This is a genomic window from Gottfriedia sp. S16(2024), assembly GCF_050473765.1.
Taxonomy (GTDB): Bacteria; Bacillota; Bacilli; order Bacillales; family Bacillaceae_G; genus Gottfriedia.
The window spans coordinates 5,274,811-5,299,574 of the sequence record NZ_JBFLUO010000001.1 but is presented as its reverse complement, the minus strand read 5'-3'; the positions used below and the strand labels follow the sequence as shown (position 1 = coordinate 5,299,574).

Genomic DNA, 24,764 nt, shown 5'->3' with positions numbered 1-24,764 from the left:
AACATAACTTGGAAAGGTGGCATAATCAATGGTAACGATGCTAACCAAGGAGTAGAAACAGGTTCAAATTATGACACTTGTAAAGGAATGGTCTTTAAAAACGTTACAAATTTATTAGTTGAAAAAGTAACGTTAAAAAACATTAGAGGGCATGGAATTAACCATTGGAATTGTAACTACGCAACATTTAGAGACATCCAAGTTGCACAAGGATTATCAACACTTAATGTAAATGGTGGTTCAAGACGAGACGGAGTAACCGGAATGTCTAGTAACCTGTTAATTGAAAATATAAGTGGTTTTAGTGATGATGATTTAGTTGCCGTTCTTAGTGGGGTAGATTGGGCAGGAACAAATACAGTAGCAGCAGACATTCAAAATATTGTTGTTCGTAACATTAGACCTCAAAAACATTCAAGTGGTCGTAATCCTTGGAGAGCTGTTGCGATTTATACAAGTGGTGGGTTCACATCTACTAATTTAACAGTTGATGGGTTATATGGTGACTGCAATGACAGTATAATCTTAATTGGTAACTATGGTAAACCAACTAGAGGTAATGTTAAAAATCTTACGGTTACAAATGTATATGGTGAAGCGAATTATGTATACACGTATGATTATGGGCAAATAAGAATTGAAGATGTCTACATTAATAATGTTACTTTCAAAAACATTGTTTCAAATCAAACGACTGCTACTACTGCCAAACGAATGTTAATTACAAAGAACAAAGGTGATATAGATCGTGTTGTATTAGATAACGTTGTTTACAATGTTTTTATTGATACATCAGACTACAACGCAATATTCAGAGAATACGACACTGGAAATGTTTTATCTTTTTATGCTAGTCAAGTCTCCTTGAATTTTTACGGAACAACCTATACAAATGGCTTTTTGTATTTTAAAAATAATACCGTTGCAATGACTACAAAACTATATTTAGGTAGTGGAATTTTTATTTCACCACCAAAACATACAAACAATGGTACTAGTACAAATGATACTAAGGCACAAATCTACGCAACTGGTTCTAATAAGTTTTCATTAACAGATAGTAAAGTGTTAGCGTTAAAGACTCATTTATCTGGTTCTAATGGAGATGTAGTTAAAAGTCCTATTGATGGAGATTTAAAATTTGTTAACAATCAATTTTTAACTATTACTACTCCAACTAGTGGGAAGAAAAATGCAACAGGATTTACTACATGGGACTCTAGCTTAAAAATACTCATTTTTGATGGAACTGGACAAAGTGGATTCCCTAGAATACAGGATTTACAAGATGGTTCAGTGCTTTCTTCGTACCCTGATGGTTATCGAATTACTATTAAACGTATTGATAACAACAGTGGGTGTAATCCATATATAAGATTAACAAACGATCAATTAATTGATGGAGTGTTACAAACTAACTTAAACGCTTACGCTACTATCGTTTTAGAGTACTATGGTGGAACGTGGTATCGAGTTGGTTGATGAACACTTGGAACATATAGTTCAGTAACAATTTCAAATAAAATCTCAGTTCTACTTTTTGTTTTAAGTGGTTGTTTCATAAAAGCAGAAAATTTGGTACAATTATATTACCGCCAAAATGGAAGGAATAACCAAATGAAAACTGTAGGATATATACTTCGAACAACTAGACGTAGTAATAACAAGAAGATGATTGACATTGCAAATGAAGTTGGCGTATCTGAGGCGTACATTTCCGATATCGAAAGAAATAAAAGAGTTCCAGCAAATGATGAGCTCATGGAAAAACTAGCGATTGCATACGAGATTGAACGAAAAACACTCTTCTTACAGTACGGTAAGTTACCATCTGATGTGATCAATGAAATCGCCGGAAATGAATATTTAGCTAGTTTCTTGTTTGAGATAACGAAACAAGGTGTCACTAGAGAGGAAAAAATCTATCACTGTGATAAGCTTCGAATGTTTTTATAACGCAACAACAAACGCCCTGCCTCTTCGGAAGCGGGGCGCTATTTTTGTTTATCCGAAACGCTAATCGCCGACTCTCGCACAAATCCGCCCTCAATCCGCAACGCAATCGTCCCTATCCAACGGTCCATATTCGGCACCATTTCAACTCCGTCCAACTTGCACGAAAAGTAACGGACATGAACGGACTCAGCCGTATCTTTTGTCACGACATGACACGCAAGTATATTCGTCAAGCGCTTCATCGCGTCCTCTTTTCGCATTCCGTAAATTTCTCGTTTAATACACGCTTCATAGTAATTTTTTAGCGGAAACATAACGCTCGCCTCCTAACGATATTGTAGCGCGTTTTCCTATAATATAACAAAAATAAAACCTCTGAAAAAGTCAGAGGCCTTTAATTATTTAACTATGATACTCGCGTTTGAACCTTAATATACTGACCGGCTTTAAGCGTGATGTATTTTTCGCCTTCAAAATTATCGTTAGTTACAATATCGGTTAAATTGTGGTAACTAGACTTAGCTACTTCAACATACCCCGTTCCATCGGCTGATACTTTATATTCGCCCGGTTGAATGTGAAGTCCTACTTTATAAGTGCCTTCTCCTAACTTACCGTTTTTAGGTTCTAATTTAGGAGCTTTAGCGATTGGGTAAGCTTTTGATCCTTTAAACTCAAATATTGACCGGATTTAACACTTACGATTGCGTTCGTAGTAAAGTTATCATTTGAGATAATACTTTCTAACTTACCGGTACTATCTTTAGAAACTTGGAAGTAGCCTATTCCGTTTGAAATTAGAACGTACTCTCCGGGCTGAATGTCGCTACCTACTTTGTACATACCAGATTTAATTGAGTTATCGACTTTCTTAGGTGTGGCAACTTTCTTAGGTTTCTCTTTTTTTATCGTTTCTTTCTTTACTTCTTCTTTAGGTTTAGTCGAAGCCGTATCAGTATCGTTAAATGCGTTAACAAATCCTATGAATAGAAATACCGCGATTAACCAAACCCACCATTTTTTATAAAAAGGTTTTTTCATTTTTTCATTCCTCCATTTATTAATCTAATCTAACTATATTCTATAAATTGGATAAAATATCCTTTTTATTTAAAGCGCGTTCTGCAATTCTTGCCAATGGCGTCCGTAAATCCTCGCGTGGCGTTTCGTTAAGAAGGAGTTATCGTAAGGCTTAGCGCAAGGGGGCGCCATTTGTACGAGGAATGCGTGAGCAGGGGAGCCGTTAACACGAACTATATTGATAGCGGTATGTTTCGGAATCCTCATCGCATCCTCGACGGTAAATGTCGGCGCTAATCGTTCACTTGCGAGTTCAAACGTGCGCTTATGATCGTTAGCGAAAAGGAACTGATTGATTCCGCCAGCGATTAAGTTTTCTTGCAGTGATGCCGGCAATTTGTTCCAATGATGGAACGCGAACAGGCTACCGAGTCTTTCCTTACGTCCTTGCGTTGCGATACGGCTCATAAAGTCCGCCATTCCTTCGGTCATAAACTGCTCCGGCTCGTTAAATATTACGAAGCATCCGTTTTCCTGTTCCTGCTTCGCCATTAACATACGCGTCATCCACGTTTTAATAATAAGCCAATGCGTTAAAACCTTCGCAGCAGCTTCGCCAATTTTTCGAATAGGAATTCTAACGATTATAACTTTTCCTTCCGTCATCCATTTAGCGAAATCTAATTCCGGTAGAGGTGATTGAGCGAAAATATCGAATAAAGTATCGCTTCCGAAGAAGTCGTCTAAGCGGTTCAATACCGGGTCAGCTTTATTTCCGATTGACGGTCCAGTATCGCCTTTTTCATCTTTCGTCGGTAAGTTCGTTCCCCACGATAACAATTCGTCTGCTAATCGCCAATTACCTTCGTCTTGTAATTCTGCTATACGTCTAAAGCGGTAATCTTCGTTTTCGATAATTCGCTTGATATTATATAACGAACCTTGACTCGCTTTTGCTGCGGTACGTAATATCCGTTTAGCTACGATATGACCGTCAAGTTTCAGCAAGTTAATAATTTCGTCAGCAAAACGGTCGGAGCCTGCGCGGCCTAACTTCGTAACGACTTCCGTTAAATCAAGCGGAATTTTGTACGTCTCATCGTTTAAATCGAGATCAATTATTTTATCTGCGGGCAAAGAGTCGCGAATCCCATCGGCTAATCCTCGGTCGCCTTCCTCGACAATAACGTCTGGAATAACGAAACTTATATTATGCTTCGTATTACTTTCAACTACGAAATTCTGTAGCGCCGTATCTTTTCCCATTCCTTGCGCGCCGATAAACGCATAGCCTCGGTAAAAGTCATCCGGATTCTTGTACGGCAAGTAAATCGGAACTTTGCGGTCTTTAACTTCACTAACTCCGAGGTAAATGCCCGTCGTATCCTGCAATGCCTTCGGAATATCCGTTTCGACGTTAACCTTAACGCTCATAGCATCGGCATACTTGCGTTGAATCTCCTGCGTTGGCATTTGTAACGCTAGCTTCGACATTTCATCCGTTGAAATCAGGTTAACGTTTCCGTCTAGCTTCGTTTTATTCGAAAGGGTTAGCGTATTCAACTCGGAGATAACTTCCTTCTGACGCGCTTTGATACGTATTTTAACGCCGTGTAGTTCGTTATTTTCGGCGATTTCGTTAAAGGCTAACGCTAGAGTCTCGCCCATCGTTTCGCGTGTTAGACGGTCATTAGAATGCGATACAACGCGTATGCGCGATTTGAATACGGGTTGATTCGCTTTTTCGCGAGTAGTGGCGGAGAGAGTGCGCGAGCTAATTTCGTCCTCTAGCGAATAGGCTTTCGGAATAACCTTCGACTTTTTATACTTTTCCTCCGACTTAAAGAATACGTTCGTGAACGCTTGGAAGGTATCCGTGATTAAGTCGTTAATTTCGTTGAGGATGCCGGCAATTCCTATCTTCGAAGCGTTCACGATTTTCTTAGCGTTAAGATCAGCACGCTGCGGAACTTTACCTTTGCCGATTTTCTCAAACGCCCAGCTTGCGTTTTTAATCCATTTATTGCGATTTTCTGCTTCGTTACATATCGAAAGGCGAGCGAAGTCTCCGTCGAATTGCAACTCGTCAACCGTGTTCAGAATGCCGGCGATTGGCGTCTTCGTGTCCGTTGAGTTCGTATTCATCGAGAATAAATCGTGCTTCAAATAACGCAACTCTTGAACGATAGTATTCTCGGAAGGTACACGCAAGTCCTCAACATTCGCTTCCTTTATCGTAACGTGCATTTTATTTTCAAGTTTGCGTTTTAATTTCTGCGCTTGGTATTCGGAAGTGCTTACGTAGAACTCGACTTTTTTCTGACCGTTAACTTGACGGAAAATAATGTCGTACCAAAACGTATCCTTTTCGCGATATCTTAACTTAAAGCCATCGCGTTCTAATCGGCTGCCTATACCTTCATACATTTCGTACATTTTAAAAATTGTCCTCCATAATCGCTTCGTATTATTCGTTACGTTAGAATGCGGAATAATTCGATAAGTGACCATCTTATTGCGCTCTACTTCAAAAAAGTCGTTCCATTTAATCGTCTCAATTTTCGCCTTCCAAACGTTAGACCACGACTTCGTGCCGCGTGGCTTTTCCGATGGCTTGCCGTCATTATATAAAGCAGGATAATAATTCGTTCTAACTTGCGGAAGATAATCGCTACTTCCGTTATTTCGCATGACTTCGTAGTTATCGTTACTCATGCCGTAAGCCTCCTTAGTTATACGTAAGATATCCGACTGCAGCAATGAAAGCTGCGGCAAATCCGCCTATCGTACGCTTAACCCATTTCGTATCAACTATCGAAAATAACATAATACTTAGCGCTGAGATTAGCGCTAGATAACCGACCATATCCGGCAATGCCCACGTAAACCAATCATGAAATTCGTGCATTTTAACGGAGCACCAATGCGATAAGTCCGTCGCCAGGTGATTCATAAATTTATCGACTGCGTTATCTTTAACGCCATTTGCGCCATGAACGTCCTTAAATCGTTCCCATAACGCACCGCCTATCGAATTGTTTCCGGAGTTTGCTACGAGATGATCAAAAGTAGAAGTAGGGTCGATAAAGTGTCCGTTTGGCGCTTGAATTCCGAAATGTAAGTGCGGGCCCGTCGAATGTCCGGTATTTCCGGATAATCCGATGAATGAGCCGTCGTGAACGTACGTGCCTTTCTGAACGCGAATTTTACTCATGTGTCCGTAGATATAAAAGTTACCGTCGTTTCCTTTAATGATTACGCCTTTTCCGATATTGTTATGACCGTAATCGACTACGCGTTGGACCACACCTTCGCAAATAGAACGGAGCTCAGTGCCTTCGGGCATTGCGATATCGATTCCGGTATGAGGACGTCCGTCGCGTACTGGCGATAACTCGCCAAATGCGCCACTTAATCGAAATTTCATCGTCAATACCCCCAAATACTGTTAATTTTATCCGTAACTTTCGCGGTGATATTTTTAGTTTTAATAGCGGCTTTTTTCGTATTCTTTAGCACCTTTTTAATTTTTGATTTCGATTTCTTTGGCGTTGTTTTTCTTCTAGCCATTTCGAACACCCCTATTTTTTATTTTTTACAGTTTTAACCGTTCTGACTACCGCCTGATATGACATTTTCCCAACTTCATAACCTGTGTATCCAAAAGCTGCGTAATACGCTCCGTAAGCTAAAATCGATACTGTATAACCTAAAATTATCATTTCAATTCCTCCTTATAATGGTTACTCATTTAAATTCCTTTTAAAAAGTCGCGAATGTCGATCGCGTGTCTCGCTAAAACATATCCGCAGCATACTCCGATAATAATCTCGATGGCCTTCGTACGATGTCCTAGCGCCCAACTTGCGCCTGCGAAAATGATTACTAATACTACGCCGGCATCGAACGCCTTCATCAATGCGCCATGAACATTTCCGAAAGTTGCGTCAGCACTCGCAGCTAATACCGTTTCCATCGATATCACTCGATAGGCTAACCCGGAAGCAGATATGATGCCTATTACGTCTTTAACCGCCTCTTTGACCGTTTGAGGCTTGCGCTTGGGTAACGTCAGCTTCGCCTTTCTCGGCGTTTTGTATGCTCCGGACATAAAGTCGTTAAAGTTAATCGTAGTTGTTTTCGCCATGATGACGACCTCCTAAAAATATTTAATCGGTGAAAATAAAATTATCCAAAAACAGATCATAATAAAATCGATAATACTCATACTAATCGTAGGATTGTTTTGTTTATTTAAAAATTCTTTTATCGTATAACTCTTAGTTTTCACGGCAATCATTTCCTTTTCGTTTTAATTTCGTAAACTTCGCATAAACGGGCGAAAGAGGGTAATACTAATTTTAACTTAAATAAAGGAGTGATTTTAATGCATGTAGTATTAGGATTAATTGGCGGAGCTATTATCGGAGGAATATCGGTTTTATTAGGACTTTAAACATTCGTTTTAACTATTCGGTTTAAATACTTGTGGTGCTGACGACTTTCCTTGTTGTTGGCGCTTTTTTAATTGATCGATTTTAGATTCCGGCTTAACTTCTTTTTTAACTACGGCAGGCTTTTCGACTGACTCCGGCTCCTTCGCTAATTGCTTCGCCTGGATATCCGCCATAATTAATTTCTTAACATAACCGGAAAAGTTGCGACGTTTGACCGCCTTCAAAATAATTTCGTCATCCTTATTCGTAATATTAAAGGAAACGGACTTCACAAATTTGTTTCCCATTCGAATCCCTCCCGTTAGATTTTCGGTATTATCGGTAATAGCGCTAAGGTGATAAAAAACCGCCAATCAGGCGGTATTACTTTTCTTCGAAGCTAACTTAGCGGCTACGCTTTACGCTATTAGCTTATGCGCCAACTTTCCGAAAGTTGCGTGTCCTTGAGAAGCCTTACGTAAAACTTTCGTAATCAATTTTATCGTCATCAAATTCCGGAGTCTGCTGATATGTTTGCGTAGCTTTCGGTGGCGCATAACTTCCGTCCATATCTCGTTGAATTAATCGCTTCACATACACGGAAAAGCTACTGAATTTCGTTAAATGCGCCAGCATCGACAACTCAATCGGATCACTTGCGTTAAATGATACGGACTTAATCACGCGCGCCTTCATCGGCCTATCTTCTTACATATGCGATAGAATCCGATTGCGTTGGCATATATAGGCGATAACTCTCCGGCCGATAAACTCGCTGGTTTTAGAATGTTGATGTTAAGTTCGTCGCAGAGTAACTCCGCAAATTTCTCGTGACTTCCTCCAACGATATAAATCTTATCTTTTTTATTCCAACGATTATCGACGAATGCTACGATTGCTTTCGCTAGCGCTTCGTGATCGTTCGTTTTTTCTGTTCCGAAGTTTAACGTATTTGAATCACGGTCAATAAATCGATTTTCTCGAATTGTAGCGAAGTTAACAGTTCCGGACCCTATATCGATTATCCGAACAATTTCCTCGTAAAATTGAAGAGAAAAGTAAGCGGAAGCGCCCTCAGCTGCAACGGAACACTTAGCGATATGGAACGTTTTTTCTGCGCCGTTAACCTTGATTGAGTGCGTTCCTTCTATTATATGGCGCAATTTCGATTTCTCGTCCGGCGTGTGCATCTTAATCGGCTGGCCTACGACAACGTTTACGGAAATGATTTCGGAGTAATCCGTTTTGTAAGCGAGGAACAACGCCGTCAAGACGCGGAGTAACGTTTCCTCTTTGACCTTCGATAAGCCGCCAGTTTGACGGATCATATCGCTCTCATACTTCGCTAGTGTTCCCATAAAATACCGTTTATTGCGGAATACGACGTCTAAATCGTAGGCTCCGTGTTTGTTTTCTAATTTGCGGTCGCGAGCTTCGCCAATGCATGACGGAAAAGAGAAGACTCCGCCATCGTACGCCACTTTCGTTCCGTCGTTGCCTGCGTCAATTCCGATAAAATTATCCATTCGAAAACCTCCTCGTTAATTCGGTAATACATACGTAATACCAAACCGCCGTTTTTCATCTAGCGGTAATACATATGTATGACGGAGCGTTCCGATTATTGCGTGTACCGTTAAAATTAGCGTCAAATTAGCGTTAATTTCGTTAATGGGACGTTAGATATTCGAGAAGGATTAGGACGCTATATGGACGGTTAAAACGTGCGAGAAGGGTACGTCTAGGTTATCGGTCAACTTCCGCCGATATTTGCGTAGAAATGAACGATAAACTTCCGAGTAAGTAACGGAGCCATTCCGAAAAATTACTTTACTAAAATACGTATTCTTTGTTAAACTAATCGTATAGCGGTCAAGATTTTCGCGAAAGAACGGTAGTGAACGCCGTACTCAATCGATGAAATTTGCGTGAAATGAACGAATAGAACAAGCGCGGATTTATTATTTTCAAATAGCGGTCGGGGGTTCGAATCCCTCTCAGGACGTCCAAAAGACACTTGTTTTACGAAATGTAAAATAAGTGTCTTTTTTTGTGTTTTAACTACTTTTAATTTAAGAACCTTAGAAATAAAATGATGAATTACGTTTACTATATAAATTAGTAAGGATTCCTTTCAATTATTAGAAATCTTAGATCATCATAAAATTTATACTAGATATGTTATTCTAGTATAAAAAAAGAGTGGAGTGATATAAATGAACGAAAAAGAATTTTGGAGTTTAATATCCAAAATGCATATTGTTGAAGAACCATATGAATGGGTAATAAATCATTTAACTAAACAATCAGAGGAAGAGATAGCTAGTTTTGAAATTCAATTTGAAACTTTTTTTTCGAAAGCGTATACCACAAATCTTTTAGGAGCTGGATGGATCATCATGGATGGCTGTTCTGAGGATTCATTTGCACATTTTAGAGCGTGGTTAATCGGTCAAGGAGAACAAGTTTACAAGAAAACGTTAAATGACCCGGATTATTTAGCTGAATACATCTTTCCTATTTATGAAGAAGAGGGACTTACGCCAGAATTAGAAGATATGTTAGATCTAGCTTTACAAGCATATACAATCAAGCGTAAAGGCGATGATGATTGGGATGATCAATTGTGGAATGAATTCAATTCACTAATTGAAAGCAAAGGCTATGATTATCCTGAACAACAATTAACGATCGATTGGAAGTCGAAAGACGAATTAAAAGCTAAGTTTCCAAAGTTATGGAAAAGATTTGGCAATAAACCATTAGGATACTAAAAAATAGCTAAATGCAGTAGTTGGAATAAATGGTAACTTAAAAACTGATTCATCCATATGCGTATCTTTAATATTTTAAATAATTTTAATTCATGATACACTTTTTCATAACTAGTTTGTGCAGGAAATAACAAATGTTAGGGGAGAGTAACATGGAAGACAATATTGTCTTTTTTCCTAAACTGAAGGATCGGATCATAAATTTAGGTAAAAAAGCATTAGAAGAAAAAAATTATAGTAAAGCTTTAATGTTATGTAATCAATTAAAAGAAATGAATGAGCATAATTCACAAACAGAACTTGCTGCAGTCGCGTGTCTTTTAGAAGGGAATCAGGCTAGGGAAGCTAAGGAGAGATGTGAGGATTTAGTTTTCGGGCCATTTGAGAGTGATGAAGCAATTGAAGTATACATAAGCATTTTATTCCAATTAAAAGAATATGAAGAATTACAAAAAAATATAAAAAGACTACTCACTCAAAAACGGATTGATGAAAATCAAATGGATAAGTTTCAGGCGATGCTCTCATTATCAAAGAAAGTAATTTCAGATCGTGAAGGCATTAAGGGTGAAGTTCTTAATTTACATATGATAGTTGAAAACTCTGAGCCCATTGATAAACAGCTCGAATTAATTAATGAATTAAGGGGATTGGATTGTAACCTTGTTATCGACCAAATTAGCGAAATATTAAAAAGCCCCAGAGCAAATCCGTTAATTCAAAGTTTTATTTTGTTTATTTTACAAGAACAATCAATCGATAAAGATTTTGAACTTAACAAAGTAAACCAAAGAATGGTTTGGAATACATCAGTTTCAGTCGATGAACATAAAACATTTGTAGATGCTATATTAAAAAAATTAAGTGACGTATTAGAAAGTGAAGACCCTTCTGCTTTCGAAATCGCAAAAACACACTTCCAGCACTTTATTACAATTTACTTCCCTTTTATCCCAATACCAGCGGATATCAATACATGGGCAGCTTGCTTCTATTGCATCGTTCAACAATTTTTTGATCGTAGCGTAGATGAAGAGGAACTAAAAGACTTATTTAATGTAGAATATTTTCCTGTAAAAAGTGCAATTGCTTTAGTAAAACGCTTTGAAGATGAAGGATACTTTAACATAAAATAACATAGTTGGAAAAACATAGATGGTCCATTCGGTCTTCTATGTTTTTTAAGTTAAAAAAGGAATGGAAAATAAGTACTATAAAGGAAGTTTGGTTGATATGAATTCTAGGTCTTCTTCCTACGGGCGATGTAAGAAGACCTAGAATTCATAAGAGCAAACTTGACTAGAAGGATTAGGTCGCGGCCTACTATAAAAGTAATCTAAAAATAAAAATGATTTACTTCCTAAATTAAAAAATCCTAATATTTTCTCCTTATAAAAATAGGAAATATTGAAACAAAAAAGGAATGTGTTATAATAGAATGGTTGTAACGACTATTTACTTAATTATACATGCATTTTCTTTATTAAATATGGACAGGCATGTATAGTACGAAAATACGTAAACACATATATTTTTTTAGATAATTTTGGAGGGAACTAACAATGACTGCTAAATGGGAAAAATTAGAAGCTAACGTTGGTCTATTAACTGTAGAAGTTGAAGCTTCTGAAGTAGATAAAGGTTTAGATGCAGCTTTCAAAAAAGTTGTAAAAACTATCAATGTACCGGGATTCCGTAAAGGTAAATTACCTCGCCCAATTTTCGAACAAAAATTTGGTATTGAAGCACTTTATAATGATGCTTTAGATGTAATTTTACCAGAAGCTTACGGCAAAGCTGTTGAAGAGGTTGGTATTGAGCCAGTTGACCGTCCAGAAGTTGACGTTGAGCAAATGGAAAAAGGTAAAACTTTAATCTTCAAAGCAAAAGTTACTGTAAAACCTGAAGTAAAATTAGGCGAATACAAAGGCTTAGAAGTTGAAGAAATGGATGCAACTGTAACTGACGAAGACGTACAAGCTGAATTAACTACATTACAAGAGCGTCAAGCTGAGTTAGTAGTTAAAGAAGATGGTACTGTTGAAAACGGAAATACAGCTGTAATTGATTTCGAAGGTTTCGTTGATGGCGTAGCTTTCGAAGGTGGAAAAGGTGAAAACTATCCACTAGAAATCGGTTCAGGTTCTTTCATTCCTGGATTTGAAGAAGCTTTAATCGGTACTAAATCTGGTGTAGAAACTGATGTTAATGTAACATTCCCAGAAGAATACCACAGTGCTGAATTAGCAGGAAAAGCTGCTACTTTCAAAGTAACTGTTCATGAAATTAAAGCGAAAGAACTTCCTGAGTTAAACGACGAGTTTGCTAAAGACGTAAATGACGAAGTAGAAACTTTAGAAGATCTTAAAGCTAAAATCAAAAATGATTTAGTTGAATCTAAAAAATCTCAAGCTGAAGGTAGCTTACGTGATGCTTTAGTTCAAAAAGCAGCTGAAAATGCTGAAATCGAAATCCCAGACGTAATGTTCGAAAGCCAAGTTGACCGTATGGTTAAAGACTTTGAACAACGTATTGCACAACAAGGATTAAACTTAGAACTTTACTACCAATTCACTGGTACTAAAGAAGAAGATCTTCGTGCTCAAATGCGTCAAGATGCTGAAGCTCGTGTAAGAATCGACTTAACAATCGATGCAATCATTGAAGCTGAAAAAATCGATGCAACTGAAGAAGAAATGAACGAAGAATTAGCTCGTTTATCTGCAATGTATAACATTCCTTCAGAGCAATTAGTAACTATGCTTGGTGGAACTGACGCTGTACGTGATGATATTCAAATCCGTAAAGCTGTTGAGTTATTAGTTGATAGCAGAAAAAAATAAGCGTTAAATAAACAAATATTGACTTAAACAAGGCGCGAGATTTTTCGTGCCTTGTTTTTAAATAATGAAATATTTGGTAAAGAGAACTGTTTCCTTTAAAATACACATATACATATGTTAGAATCTGTTATACAGATTTTAAAAAATTATTGTGGCTATACTAAAAATAATTCTTTAAAAGAAGGATTATCAGCTTTAGATTAGAATATATATATTCTAAAAATTTAAACAATTTTAGAGTAGTATTTAATTGCTTTGTTTGTTTTGTATGCTATCATATAGCTACAAGATACATATTTTTGGGATTACATACATATTGAGTGTTTTTAGAAATTTTTAGAGGGAGTGAACATATGTTCAAATTTAACGAAGAAAAAGGACAGCTAAAATGTTCGTTCTGTGGGAAGTCACAGTCTCAGGTAAGAAAATTAGTTGCAGGACCTGGTGTATATATTTGTGACGAGTGTATTGAGCTTTGTACTGAAATTGTTCAAGAAGAGCTAGCAAAAGAAGAGGAAGTAGAGTTTAAAGACGTTCCGAAACCGAAAGAAATTTGCGAAATTCTTGATGAATACGTTATCGGTCAGGATAATGCGAAAAAAGCTTTATCTGTTGCTGTTTATAATCATTACAAACGTATTAATTCAAATAGCAAAATTGATGAGGTTGAGTTATCAAAAAGTAATATTGCAATGATTGGGCCAACTGGTAGTGGTAAAACATTATTAGCTCAAACTTTAGCACGAATTTTAAATGTACCATTTGCGATTGCGGATGCAACTTCATTAACAGAAGCTGGATATGTTGGGGAAGATGTTGAAAACATTCTTTTAAAATTAATCCAAGCAGCTGATTATGATGTAGAACGCGCTGAAAAAGGTATTATTTATATCGATGAAATTGATAAAGTTGCACGTAAGTCTGAAAACCCTTCAATTACACGTGATGTGTCTGGTGAAGGTGTTCAGCAAGCGCTTTTAAAAATTCTTGAAGGAACTGTTGCAAGCGTACCTCCTCAAGGTGGTCGTAAGCATCCTCATCAAGAATTCATTCAAATTGATACGACAAATATTTTATTTATTTGTGGTGGAGCATTTGATGGCATCGAACAAATTATCAAACGCCGTTTAGGTAAAAAGGTAATTGGTTTCAGTGGTGATTCTGAAAAGAGCGATTTAAGCTCAAAAGAAATTTTAAACCACGTATTACCAGAAGACCTATTACGCTTTGGTTTAATTCCAGAGTTCATTGGTCGTTTACCAGTTTTAGCTAATTTAGAGCAACTTGATGAAGCATCATTAGTTGAAATTTTAACTAAACCAAAAAATGCTTTAATTAAGCAATATCAAAAATTACTAGAGCTTGACCAAGTTGATCTTGAGTTTGAGGATAACGCATTAACTGAAATTGCTAAAAAAGCAATTGAGCGTAAAACTGGAGCTCGTGGACTACGTTCGATCATTGAAGGGATTATGTTAGATATTATGTTTGAATTACCTTCACGTGAGGATATTCAAAAATGTATTATCTCAGCAGAAACTGTAAAAACTGGTGCAGCTCCTAAGCTTGTATTAGAAGATGGAACAGAATTAGATTTAAAGAAAAAAGAAAATAAATTAGCATAAGTAAAAAACCAAATGCATTTGCATTTGGTTTTTTATTTTGACTTTATTTAAGTGAGTTTTTTTAATCTTTCTTAAATGATTAAAAACTTTACTCGGTAAACCTTGCCTTTAATTTTTAAAATTTGGTTTATCCTTCCATTTAGAGGGCGATACTAAAATTAATTTCTACTTCAGTGGAGGGGTAAATAATGAGTTTAACAACTATTATATTATTAGCTCAATTAGCATTAGGTACAATCGTTGCATTGTATTTTATTCATTTATTAAAAGGTCAACGAACAACTAAAGTTTCGATTGACAGAGAATCAAAAAAAGAAATGGAGCAGTTACGTAAATTAAAGTCAATCTCTTTAACTGTTCCGTTAGCAGAGAGAGTTAGACCAACTACTTTTGATGATATAGTTGGCCAAGAGGATGGAATAAAAGCGTTAAAAGCTTCACTTTGCAGTGCTAATCCTCAACATGTGATCATTTATGGGCCACCTGGTGTCGGAAAAACGGCAGCAGCTAGACTTGTATTAGAAGAAGCGAAAAAGAGCCCAAATACTCCTTTTAAACAAGATGCAGTATTTATAGAATTAGACGCTACAACTGCTCGATTTGATGAAAGAGGGATTGCGGATCCTTTAATTGGTTCAGTTCACGATCCAATTTATCAAGGTGCAGGGGCGATGGGGCAAGCAGGCGTTCCTCAACCTAAAAAAGGAGCAGTAACCGACGCGCATGGCGGGATTTTATTTATTGATGAAATTGGCGAGCTTCATCCAATTCAAATGAACAAAATGCTTAAGGTACTTGAAGACCGAAAAGTAAAATTTGAGAGTGCATACTACCAAGAAGAAAATCCTTCTATACCCGCACATATTCATGAAATTTTCAAACACGGTTTACCAGCGGATTTCAGGTTAGTTGGTGCAACAACAAGATCACCAGAAGATATCCCACCAGCAATTCGTTCACGTTGTTTAGAAATATTTTTTAGAGAATTAGAACAGGATGAAATTCAAGCAGTAGCTAAACGTTCTGCTGAAAAAATTGAATTAAGCCTCTCGGAAAAAGCTTTAGAATTAGTCGGTACATATGCAAAAAATGGTCGTGAAGCGATTAACTTAATTCAGTTAGCTGGCGGAATGGTTTTAACTTCTGGTCGAAAAGAATTAATAGAAGATGATATTGGTTGGGTTGTTTCTGTAAGTCGTTTATCACCAAGACTTGTTAACAAAATTCCAGAAGCACCAACTGTAGGATTAGTAAACGGTTTAGCTGTTTATGGTGCAAATATTGGTGCATTGCTACCGATTGAAGTAAGTGCAATGAAGGCAAAAGAAATCGGTAAAGGTTCAATTACAATTACTGGGATTGTTGAAGAAGAAAGCTTAGGTAATCAAGCTAAATCTATTCGAAGAAAAAGTATGGCAAAAGGCTCTTTAGAAAATGTTACGACAATCTTACGTAAAATTGGTGTACCAATCGATGATTTTACGATTCACATTAATTTTCCAAGCGGCGCATTAATTGATGGCCCATCTGCAGGGATTGCCATGGTAGTAGGCATTTTTTCAGCGGTTAATAATGTTCCAGTATTAAATACAATCGCTTTGACTGGCGAAATGAGCATTCAAGGTGATGTAAAACCAGTTGGTGGTGTTCCAGAAAAAGTAAAGGCAGCTGTTAAAGCAGGAGCAACTAAAATTATTGTACCGAAAGAAAACGATCAAGCTACATTACATCAATATAAAGATGTAGAAATATTAGCAGTAGATCGCATTGAAAAAGTTCTTCATGAAGTCTTTAAAGATAATTGGAAATTTGAAGTACCAACTCAAACAAAAACTGATTTCCAACAATTAACATTGTTTGAAGAGAATCAATCGCAATCTATGTAGATAAAAATAAGTGTTCGAATCATTTCATTTTGAATAAATAAAGAATACAAACTATTTTTGCATTCTATTTTTCAATGAAGTGATCGAACACTTTTTATTTTGTGGAAATACATTCTATATGATTTAATCTTATTACGAGTCTTACTGCGTATTTTTAGTAAAAATCAAGATTATCGCTAAAAACATTTATTTATGGTATGTTTCTAGGCAGTTGTTGATTGATTATATTGCTTCTTTATTTCTTTTGATGCATATCATTGTAAATGATATATATGTTAAGGTAAAATAACTAAATAGAATGAAAAACATGGAGGTGTAACGTGATGAATGTTACAAAAGAAAAAGTTGTACCCCTCCTACCTTTAAGAGGAATTAGTGTATTTCCTGCCACTATTGCACATCTAGATGTAGGAAGAACGAAATCGATAAAAGCTATACAAGAAGCTGATGAGTTAGATCATTTAATTTTTGTTGTTACTCAAATAGATGCAGATACTGAAAATCCAAAGATCGATGAATTATACCAATTTGGAACTTTAGCTAAATTAACACAAAAAATTACACTTCCAAATGGTACTGTTCGTATTACTGTCGAAGGATTACACAGAGGAAAAATCAAATCAATTATTGATCAAAATGATTTCTTAACTGCAAAGGTAGAAGAATATCCAGATGTAGAAGATGAATCTAAAGAGCTTCGTGCTTTAATGAGAACTTTATTGCAGCATTTTAAACAATACAGTAAATTATCGAAGCGAATTTTGCCAGAGACAATTGCATCAATTGTTAAGCAAGACCATCCAGGTAAACTTGCAGATGCAATGATCGATTCAATTCCATTAAGGGAAGAAGAAAAACAAAAAATATTAGCAACAATTGATGTTACTGAACGAATACATATTATCTTAAATTTCCTTCAAGATGAAAAAGAATTACTAAAGCTTGAGGAAAAGATTGGTCTACAAGTTAAGAAAAATATTGATAAAACTCAAAAAGAATATTTCTTAAGAGAGCAATTAAAGGTTATTCAACGCGAATTAGGTGATCGTGAAGGTAAAACTGAAGAAGTTGATAAGTTTTTAACAAAAATCGAAGAGGCAAATATGCCTGAAGAAACAAAGGAAGTAGTACTAAAAGAGTTAGCTAGATATGAGAAACTACCTCCTAATGCTGCAGAAGCAGGTGTAGTTCGTACATATTTAGATTGGATGGTAGCTCTACCATGGTCTAAGCAAACAGAAGACACACTGGATATACATCGTTCTGAAAAGATACTGAATAATGAACATGAAGGTCTTGAAAAAGTAAAAGAAAGAATATTAGAATATCTAGCTGTTCAACAACTTACGAATTCATTACGTGGTCCAATTTTATGTTTAGCAGGTCCTCCTGGAGTTGGTAAAACATCTTTAGCGAAATCAATCGCAAACGCTCTGTCTAGAAACTTTGTACGTGTATCTCTAGGTGGTGTAAGAGATGAATCAGAAATAAAAGGCCATAGAAGAACATACATCGGAGCTATGCCAGGTCGAATTATCCAAGGGATGAAGAAAGCAGGAACAAATAACCCTGTATTCTTACTTGATGAAATTGATAAAATGTCGAGCGATTTTAGAGGGGATCCGGCATCAGCAATGTTAGAAGTATTGGACCCTGAACAAAATCATACATTTAGTGATCATTACATCGAAGAGCCATTTGATTTATCTCAAGTTTTATTTGTAGCAACTGCAAATGATTTATCAACTATTCCAGGTCCATTACGTGATCGAATGGAGATAATTACTTTATCTGGATATACTGAACTTGAAAAAGTTAATATAGCTAAAAAACATTTATTCCCTAAAAAATTAGCAGAGCATGGCTTAAATAAATCTACTGTACAAATTCGCGAAAGTGCCCTGAGTGCAATTATTCGTCATTATACACGTGAAGCTGGAGTAAGATCGTTAGAGCGAGTTCTTGCGACACTATGTAGAAAAGCTGCTAAGTTGATTGTTTCAAACGAAAGACAAAAAATAATATTTACCGATAAAAATATTGAAGAATTTTTAGGTAAGAAAACATTCTCTTATGGTCAAATGGAAAGCGAAGACCAAATTGGTGTAGCGACAGGTTTAGCGTATACTGCATTTGGTGGAGACACACTTTCTATAGAAGTATCACTATATCCTGGAAAGGGTAAGCTAACTTTAACTGGTAAGCTAGGGGATGTAATGAAGGAGTCAGCACAGGCTGCGTTTAGCTATATTCGCTCAAAAGCAGAAGAGCTGAATATTGACCAAAACTTCCATGAGAAATATGATATTCATATTCATGTTCCTGAAGGTGCAGTTCCAAAAGATGGCCCTTCAGCAGGTATAACGATGGCAACAGCATTGATTTCAGCATTAACAAATAAACCAATCCGCAAAGAGGTTGGAATGACTGGTGAAATCACATTACGTGGTCGCGTATTACCAATAGGTGGATTAAAAGAAAAAATGCTTAGTGCGCATCGAGCAGGCTTAACGACTGTTATCATACCAAAAGAAAATGAAAAAGATTTAGAAGATGTACCACCAATGGTGAAAGAAGGTTTAACTGTTATACCTGTTTCCCATTTAGATGAAGTGCTTGTGCATGCAATAGTAGGAGTGAAAAAATGAAAGTAACAACAGCGGATATTGTCATTAGTGCAGTCCGACCAAATCAATATCCAGAAACACAGTTTCCTGAAATCGCTTTGGCAGGTCGTTCAAATGTTGGGAAATCTTCATTTATAAATAAAATGTTAAATCGTAAGGCATTAGCCCGAACATCATCAAAACCTGGAAAAACTCAAACATTAAATTTCTTCCTAATTAATGAACAGCTTTTCTACGTTGACGTACCAGGTTATGGTTATGCTAAAGTTTCCAAAAAGGAACGAGAAGCATGGGGGAAAATGATCGAAACATATATTACAACTCGTGAGCAATTAAGAGCTGTTATTTTATTAGTTGATCTACGTCATTCACCAACAGAAGATGATGTCATGATGTATGATTTCTTAAAGCATTACGGAATCCCAGTCATTATAGTAGGAACAAAAGCAGATAAAATCCCTAAAGGAAAATGGGATAAACATGCAAAAGTGGTTCGTGAAAAGTTAAAGATTGAAGAAGGCGATGAATTAATTTTATTCTCATCTGAAACTGGTATGGGTAAAGAAAAAGCATGGTCAGTAATTGATCGTATGTGTAAATAAAAAATGCTGGTGGCTAAAAGGCCACCAGCATTTTTTTGTGTCCAGGTCTCGAGCAACCTGTTAGTATTTTTAGTTTAAAATAATCCTTAATAAAAGCTTTTTTAGTTATCTTTTTTAATAAAATTTTCCTAGCAATAAATTAACAATTAGTAGAATTCAATTTACATTCCCTTAGCTTTGGAATATTTAATTGTTCATTTAAATTTGGAAAGGTTTCTAGTTCTAAAATATGTATTGTTATTGAACCAAAAGAAACAATTAGAATAGATAGAATTATAATTGAAGCATAATTAAATGATACAAATTTTTTCCAAAGTACAAGGAAGTATACAAAGAATATTCCTCTTTTTAAAACGGCTAGTTATGTATAAAAAAGAATGTTTATTTTTTAGAAAATAGAAGATATAAACCGACAACAGCAATTAATATTGGCCAATATTGCTGGAAATAAGAGACTTGTGATTGAAGCGAACTAAGCATTGTTGCAAGCTTTTCATTAAAAAGGAAAAATAGAGACATAATAAATAATAGTAAACCTGGTAATAGCTCACCTTTTCCATTTCGAGATTGTAGCAACATTCCGATTGAAATGATGAGTGTAAGAACCGACCAATGGTTTGGCCAAGTTTGAAAATGTTCGATGGCATAAAAATGAATGCCAAATCCAAGGACGACTATTCCTGGAAATACATAATGGTATTCTCTTCCTTTAAAAGCTTGAACGAGAAGTGCAATTCCAGTAATCAAGATCGGAGTCGTCCAAAATGTAAAAATGTGTAAAGCTGGGACTTGCCATTTTGAAATAAGATAATAAATGCCAAAGCCAATTAATAGGATTCCAATAAATAATCGATTTTTTTTCATAACAACTCCTGTTTAACATTATTTGTAATCACTTTTATTTTAAAATTATTGTATAATAAAATTTGTGAACATTTAATAGTATAAATCGGATTAAAAATTCTACAAAATATTACATTTATGATAGCATATTGATGTAGAACATAGATATGATATTTTGATAAGTAAAGATAGATATAAAAACACAAGTTTGTACAAAGTTTTTAGGGGGGCTTTAGGGCATGCACATCATAACAATAGGGATTAATTATAAGACTGCCCCAGTTGAAGTGCGAGAAAGGGTAGCATTTGCTCCAAATGAACTACAGGACGCAATGAACTCATTAAAAAATGAAAAAAGCATTTTGGAAAACATTATTGTTTCTACTTGTAATCGTACGGAGATTTATGCAGTTGTCGATCAAATTCATACTGGTCAATATTATATGAAACGCTTTTTGTTACAACGTTTTGGCTTAAAAGACGAGGAATTATCACCATATTTAATCATTAAAACCGGAGATGATGCAATCAACCATTTATTCACTGTAGCAAGTGGTTTAGATTCTATGGTAATTGGTGAGACTCAAATTCTTGGACAAGTAAAAGATAGTTATTTACTTGCTCAAGAGAATAATGTAATTGGTACGATTTTTAATCAATTATTTAAGCAAGCAATTACATTTGCAAAAAAAGTTCACTCAGAAACTGGAATCGGTGAAAATGCTGTATCTGTAAGTTATGCTGCTGTAGAGCTTTCAAAAAAGATTTTTAGCAATTTAAAAGGCTGCAATGTACTGATTGTTGGAGCTGGGAAAATGAGTAACTTAGCTTTACAAAACTTGTATTCTCAAGGTGTAGGGAAAGTTACAGTTATTAACCGAACTGTTGAAAATGCAGTTAGACTTGCAGACCAATTTAATGGAATCGGAAAAGGGTTAGAATCACTTGAAAATGCTCTAAAAGAAGCAGATATCGTTATTAGTTCAACTGGATCAAAAGAATACGTGATTACGGAAAAAATGATTCGTCGAATTGAAAAATCAAGAAAAGGTAACCCGCTATTCTTAGTCGATATCGCTGTTCCAAGAGATATTGAACCATCAATTCATCATATTGATAGTGCATTCTTGTATGATATTGATGATCTTCAAGGAATTGTTGCAGAGAATTTAGCAGAACGTGAACGCGAGGCAGTAAAAATTAAAAAGTCAATAACTGAAGAAATTGATATTTTCCAATCTTGGTTATCAATGTTAGGTGTTGTTCCAGTAATCTCTGCATTACGTGAAAAGGCGTTAGATATTCAAGCAGATACAATGAGTAGTCTAGAGAGAAAGCTACCTCATTTATCCGAAAGAGATTTAAAAATTATTCAAAAGCACACAAAAAGTATCGTAAATCAACTTTTACGAGATCCAATTATGAAAGCTAAAGAAATGGGTACATCTAAACACTCAGAAGCACAAATTGCCCTTTTTAAAGAAATTTTTAGTCTAGATGAAATTTTCCAAGAATCTAAAGATGAAAAACACATGCAAACTAACAAAGAAAAAGAGACTATTTCTTTAAAACAAAATTTAGGTTTTTTATGAGGTTTAGCTAGTGGCGCTTTTGGAAAGTAGTTTTATCTATCATTTATTAATCTTATTGTTTGCATGGAGTATCGTTTTTTCTTTTATAGATTTTATAGATTCAAATAGGATGGCAAGTCGAGTAGCATTTTATTTGCTAGCGATTGTTTGGGTGTTTTCTTCTGTTTTAATGATTTACACTATTAGCCAATACAGTTTATACTCCTTTATTACTTCCAGGGAAGGGCTATATATTTATGTATGGATCATAATATCACTTTCAATGGTTATTAATTGGGTAGTAAAACTAGAGTACTTAGTTTTCTTTACAAATGTTGTTTCATTTTTAGTATTTTCATTATCAATTTTAATTCCGAAGGCGGGTAAAACAGCTACTTTAGTCGATCAGTTAAAATCGGAGTTATTATATATCCATATTGGACTTGCTTTCTTAGCATACGGTGCTTTTACCCTGTCCTTTATTTTTTCAGTTATGTACATTTTTCAATATGTATTACTAAAAAAGAAGAAATGGTCAACACATTTAAAGAAATTGGGGAGTTTAGGTAAGTTGGAAAAAATGTTTATTACATTTAACTTATTTGGAGTTCCACTAATGCTAACTTCCCTTATTTTAGGTGTTATTTGGGCGAGTATTCGAGTACACACATTTGTTTGGTATGATATGAAAGTAATAGGCTCATTTTTCGTTTTAATCATGTATAGTACATTTATGTATTTAAAGGTAAGCAACCGTTTCTATGGCAAATCTCTTTGCATATTTAACATCTGTTGCTTCTTAGTTTTGTTCGGAAATTATGTTGTTTCAAATCTATATTCAAAGTTTCATTTATGGAGTACGTAAGGAGATGTAACAATGCGTAAAATAATAGTTGGTACAAGAAGAAGTAAACTAGCATTAACACAAACTAAATGGTTTGTAGAGAAACTAAAAGAAGTAGCACCCGATTATGAATTTGAGTTAAAGGAGATCGTTACAAAAGGTGATGTAATACTTGATGTAACGCTTTCAAAGGTTGGAGGAAAAGGTTTATTCGTTAAAGAAATTGAACATGCAATGCTAACGAGTGAAATTGATTTAGCTGTACATAGTATGAAGGATATGCCGGCTATTTTACCTGAAGGTTTGATGATTGGATGTACTCCAAAACGTGTTGATCCTAGAGATGCGCTACTTTCAAATAGTGGAAAAGGATTAATGGAACTTGAAGAAGGAGCAATTGTCGGTACAAGTAGTTTAAGAAGAAGTGCTCAAATTAAAGCAGTTCGTCCAGATCTACAAATCAAATGGATTCGTGGAAATATCGATACACGTATTCAAAAGCTAAAGGATAATGAATATGATGCGATTATTCTTGCAGCAGCTGGTTTAACTAGAATGGGTTGGGCTGAAGAAAGTATAACTGAATACATTGATGAAACAATCTGTGTACCAGCAGTAGGCCAAGGTTCACTTGCAATCGAATGTCGTGAAAATGATACAGAAATCCGTGAATTACTAAATAGACTGAATGATGAATTAACATATACAACAGTAGAAGCTGAACGTGTATTTCTTCATAAAATGGAAGGTGGTTGCCAAGTTCCTATTGCTGGATTTGCAACGATCGATGAAAAAGATGAAATCTCGCTAACAGCATTAGTAGCTAAACCAGATGGAACAATTATCTTAAAAGAAACTGTTAAAGGTACTGATCCTACTGAAATTGGTGAAAAAGCTGCAAATCTATTAATTGAACGTGGAGCAAAGGATATTATTGATTCTGTAAAAGAGGCAGCGGATGAATAATTCCTTAAATGGAATGAAAATATTAGTGACAAGGGCAGAGCACCAAGCTGATGAATTCAATCAATTAATTCATCAGTTTGGTGGTTGTCCTATTAATCTTCCACTTCAAAAAATAGTTAAAAGTGATATTTCAATGAATGAATTGGAAAAGTTAGTACTTGATACAGAATGGATTTTATTCACAAGTGTTAATTCAGTAAATTACTTTGTGCAAAACGTTACAAAGGATCTTAAACAAAAAATTCTTCAAAAAAAAATTGGTGCTGTCGGGGAAAAAACAAAGAATCGATTAATTGAAGAAGGATTTGAAGTAGCTTTCCTTCCAAGTCAATTTACTGGTAAAACATTTGCTTCTGAGTTAAGTTACATAGTAGAAAAAGGAACAAAATTTTTATTTTTACGTGGCTCTTTAGCGAGTGATAACGTACCAAAAATACTAGGAGAAAATGGTCATGTAGTTAATTTATTAACCGTTTATGAAACCATTGCAAATCTAGGGATTAAAAATGAACTGTTAAATTTATTAATAAATAAAAAACTTGATGTGATTACATTTTTGAATCCATTTAGTGTAGAACAGTTTTGTTTTTTGATTGGAAATGCATTTAGTATGGAAGATTTAAAGAACATTCAAATTGCTTGTATCGGCGAAGTAACCGCGCAAAAAGCTAGAGAAAAAGGTTTGAATAATATTATTGTTCCTAGTAAATTTACAACAGAGGCTTTAATTAAAAAAATAGTAGATGATATTGATTAATCAGTTCGTCTTTA

Annotated in this window: 24 protein-coding genes; 13 read left to right on the top strand and 11 right to left on the bottom strand. The window is 35.5% G+C overall.

Annotated elements, in window-relative coordinates; genetic code table 11:
• Both AB1282_RS25545 and AB1282_RS25540 read left to right on the top strand, forming a co-directional pair.
• A partial coding sequence (locus AB1282_RS25545; RefSeq protein WP_429901033.1) for a hypothetical protein occupies window positions 1-1,482 on the top strand: 1,482 nt, incomplete at its 5' end.
• A gap of 135 nt (window positions 1,483-1,617) precedes the next feature.
• A complete protein-coding gene (locus tag AB1282_RS25540; RefSeq protein WP_429898182.1) occupies window positions 1,618-1,956 on the top strand; it encodes a helix-turn-helix domain-containing protein in 339 nt (112 codons plus the stop codon).
• A gap of 38 nt (window positions 1,957-1,994) precedes the next feature.
• On the opposite strand, the gene AB1282_RS25535 is transcribed toward AB1282_RS25540, so the two are convergent.
• From AB1282_RS25535 to AB1282_RS25490, 10 genes are all read right to left on the bottom strand, one after another.
• Window positions 1,995-2,270 (bottom strand): hypothetical protein, encoded by a 276-nt coding sequence (locus tag AB1282_RS25535; protein WP_429898181.1) that lies wholly within the window; start codon window positions 2,268-2,270, stop codon window positions 1,995-1,997.
• 313 nt (window positions 2,271-2,583) lie between these two features.
• Window positions 2,584-2,997, bottom strand: coding sequence for a hypothetical protein (locus AB1282_RS25530; RefSeq protein ID WP_429901032.1), 414 nt, complete (start codon window positions 2,995-2,997; stop codon window positions 2,584-2,586).
• 69 nt (window positions 2,998-3,066) lie between these two features.
• Entirely contained in the window at window positions 3,067-5,691 is a 2,625-nt protein-coding gene (locus tag AB1282_RS25525) for an ATP-binding protein (RefSeq protein WP_429898179.1), read from the bottom strand.
• 13 nt (window positions 5,692-5,704) lie between these two features.
• The gene (locus AB1282_RS25520; protein WP_429898178.1) at window positions 5,705-6,403 is read right to left on the bottom strand and encodes a M23 family metallopeptidase; all 699 of its coding nucleotides are present in this window, start codon (window positions 6,401-6,403) and stop codon (window positions 5,705-5,707) included.
• A 2-nt stretch (window positions 6,404-6,405) separates the two neighbouring features.
• Window positions 6,406-6,546, bottom strand: a complete 141-nt coding sequence (locus AB1282_RS25515) for a hypothetical protein (protein WP_429898177.1) — start codon at window positions 6,544-6,546, stop codon at window positions 6,406-6,408.
• Window positions 6,547-6,557: 11 nt separating this feature from the next.
• Window positions 6,558-6,698, bottom strand: a complete 141-nt coding sequence (locus tag AB1282_RS25510) for a hypothetical protein (RefSeq protein ID WP_429898176.1) — start codon at window positions 6,696-6,698, stop codon at window positions 6,558-6,560.
• 29 nt (window positions 6,699-6,727) lie between these two features.
• Complete coding sequence (locus tag AB1282_RS25505) at window positions 6,728-7,123, bottom strand: thiamine-binding protein (protein WP_429898175.1); 396 nt, start codon at window positions 7,121-7,123, stop codon at window positions 6,728-6,730.
• A 318-nt stretch (window positions 7,124-7,441) separates the two neighbouring features.
• A complete protein-coding gene (locus AB1282_RS25500) occupies window positions 7,442-7,720 on the bottom strand; it encodes a hypothetical protein (protein WP_429898174.1) in 279 nt (92 codons plus the stop codon).
• Between the two features lie 166 nt (window positions 7,721-7,886).
• The gene (locus AB1282_RS25495; RefSeq protein WP_429898173.1) at window positions 7,887-8,108 is read right to left on the bottom strand and encodes a hypothetical protein; all 222 of its coding nucleotides are present in this window, start codon (window positions 8,106-8,108) and stop codon (window positions 7,887-7,889) included.
• On the bottom strand, window positions 8,105-8,938 hold the full coding sequence (locus tag AB1282_RS25490) for a ParM/StbA family protein (RefSeq protein WP_429898172.1): 834 nt from the start codon (window positions 8,936-8,938) through the stop codon (window positions 8,105-8,107). The genes AB1282_RS25495 and AB1282_RS25490 overlap by 4 nt, the downstream gene beginning before the upstream one ends.
• Window positions 8,939-9,628: 690 nt before the next feature.
• Here AB1282_RS25490 and AB1282_RS25485 point away from each other — a divergent pair.
• The 7 genes from AB1282_RS25485 (at window position 9,629) to yihA (ending at window position 19,769) form a co-directional block, all read left to right on the top strand.
• Window positions 9,629-10,186, top strand: a complete 558-nt coding sequence (locus AB1282_RS25485) for a DUF4240 domain-containing protein (protein ID WP_429901030.1) — start codon at window positions 9,629-9,631, stop codon at window positions 10,184-10,186.
• 152 nt (window positions 10,187-10,338) lie between these two features.
• Window positions 10,339-11,322 (top strand): hypothetical protein, encoded by a 984-nt coding sequence (locus AB1282_RS25480; RefSeq protein WP_056472477.1) that lies wholly within the window; start codon window positions 10,339-10,341, stop codon window positions 11,320-11,322.
• A gap of 426 nt (window positions 11,323-11,748) precedes the next feature.
• On the top strand, window positions 11,749-13,029 hold the full coding sequence (gene tig, locus AB1282_RS25475; protein ID WP_056472479.1) for a trigger factor: 1,281 nt from the start codon (window positions 11,749-11,751) through the stop codon (window positions 13,027-13,029).
• A 353-nt stretch (window positions 13,030-13,382) separates the two neighbouring features.
• Window positions 13,383-14,654, top strand: a complete 1,272-nt coding sequence (gene clpX / locus AB1282_RS25470) for an ATP-dependent protease ATP-binding subunit ClpX (RefSeq protein WP_056472482.1) — start codon at window positions 13,383-13,385, stop codon at window positions 14,652-14,654.
• Between the two features lie 188 nt (window positions 14,655-14,842).
• Window positions 14,843-16,540 carry an ATP-dependent protease LonB gene (lonB, locus tag AB1282_RS25465; RefSeq protein WP_056472485.1) on the top strand — a complete coding sequence of 566 codons (1,698 nt, stop codon included), beginning with the start codon at window positions 14,843-14,845 and terminating at the stop codon, window positions 16,538-16,540.
• Window positions 16,541-16,863: 323 nt separating this feature from the next.
• On the top strand, window positions 16,864-19,188 hold the full coding sequence (gene lon / locus AB1282_RS25460) for an endopeptidase La (protein WP_429901027.1): 2,325 nt from the start codon (window positions 16,864-16,866) through the stop codon (window positions 19,186-19,188).
• Window positions 19,185-19,769 carry a ribosome biogenesis GTP-binding protein YihA/YsxC gene (yihA, locus tag AB1282_RS25455; RefSeq protein ID WP_056472491.1) on the top strand — a complete coding sequence of 195 codons (585 nt, stop codon included), beginning with the start codon at window positions 19,185-19,187 and terminating at the stop codon, window positions 19,767-19,769. The genes lon and yihA overlap by 4 nt, the downstream gene beginning before the upstream one ends.
• Before the next feature lie 381 nt (window positions 19,770-20,150).
• Here the strand turns inward: yihA and AB1282_RS25450 are convergent, their stop codons facing one another.
• Complete coding sequence (locus AB1282_RS25450) at window positions 20,151-20,633, bottom strand: LiaF transmembrane domain-containing protein (RefSeq protein WP_056472493.1); 483 nt, start codon at window positions 20,631-20,633, stop codon at window positions 20,151-20,153.
• Window positions 20,634-20,851: 218 nt separating this feature from the next.
• Here AB1282_RS25450 and hemA point away from each other — a divergent pair, with 218 nt between their 5' ends.
• From hemA to AB1282_RS25430, 4 genes are read left to right on the top strand one after another with little or no spacing between them, the layout of a single operon-like run.
• Complete coding sequence (hemA, locus tag AB1282_RS25445; protein WP_056472496.1) at window positions 20,852-22,204, top strand: glutamyl-tRNA reductase; 1,353 nt, start codon at window positions 20,852-20,854, stop codon at window positions 22,202-22,204.
• 10 nt (window positions 22,205-22,214) lie between these two features.
• A complete protein-coding gene (gene ccsA / locus AB1282_RS25440; RefSeq protein ID WP_056472500.1) occupies window positions 22,215-23,048 on the top strand; it encodes a cytochrome c biogenesis protein CcsA in 834 nt (277 codons plus the stop codon).
• A 12-nt stretch (window positions 23,049-23,060) separates the two neighbouring features.
• A complete protein-coding gene (hemC, locus tag AB1282_RS25435) occupies window positions 23,061-23,993 on the top strand; it encodes a hydroxymethylbilane synthase (protein WP_056472503.1) in 933 nt (310 codons plus the stop codon).
• On the top strand, window positions 23,986-24,750 hold the full coding sequence (locus AB1282_RS25430; RefSeq protein WP_390309884.1) for a uroporphyrinogen-III synthase: 765 nt from the start codon (window positions 23,986-23,988) through the stop codon (window positions 24,748-24,750). The genes hemC and AB1282_RS25430 overlap by 8 nt, the downstream gene beginning before the upstream one ends.
• The last annotated feature ends 14 nt before the right edge of the window (window positions 24,751-24,764 follow it).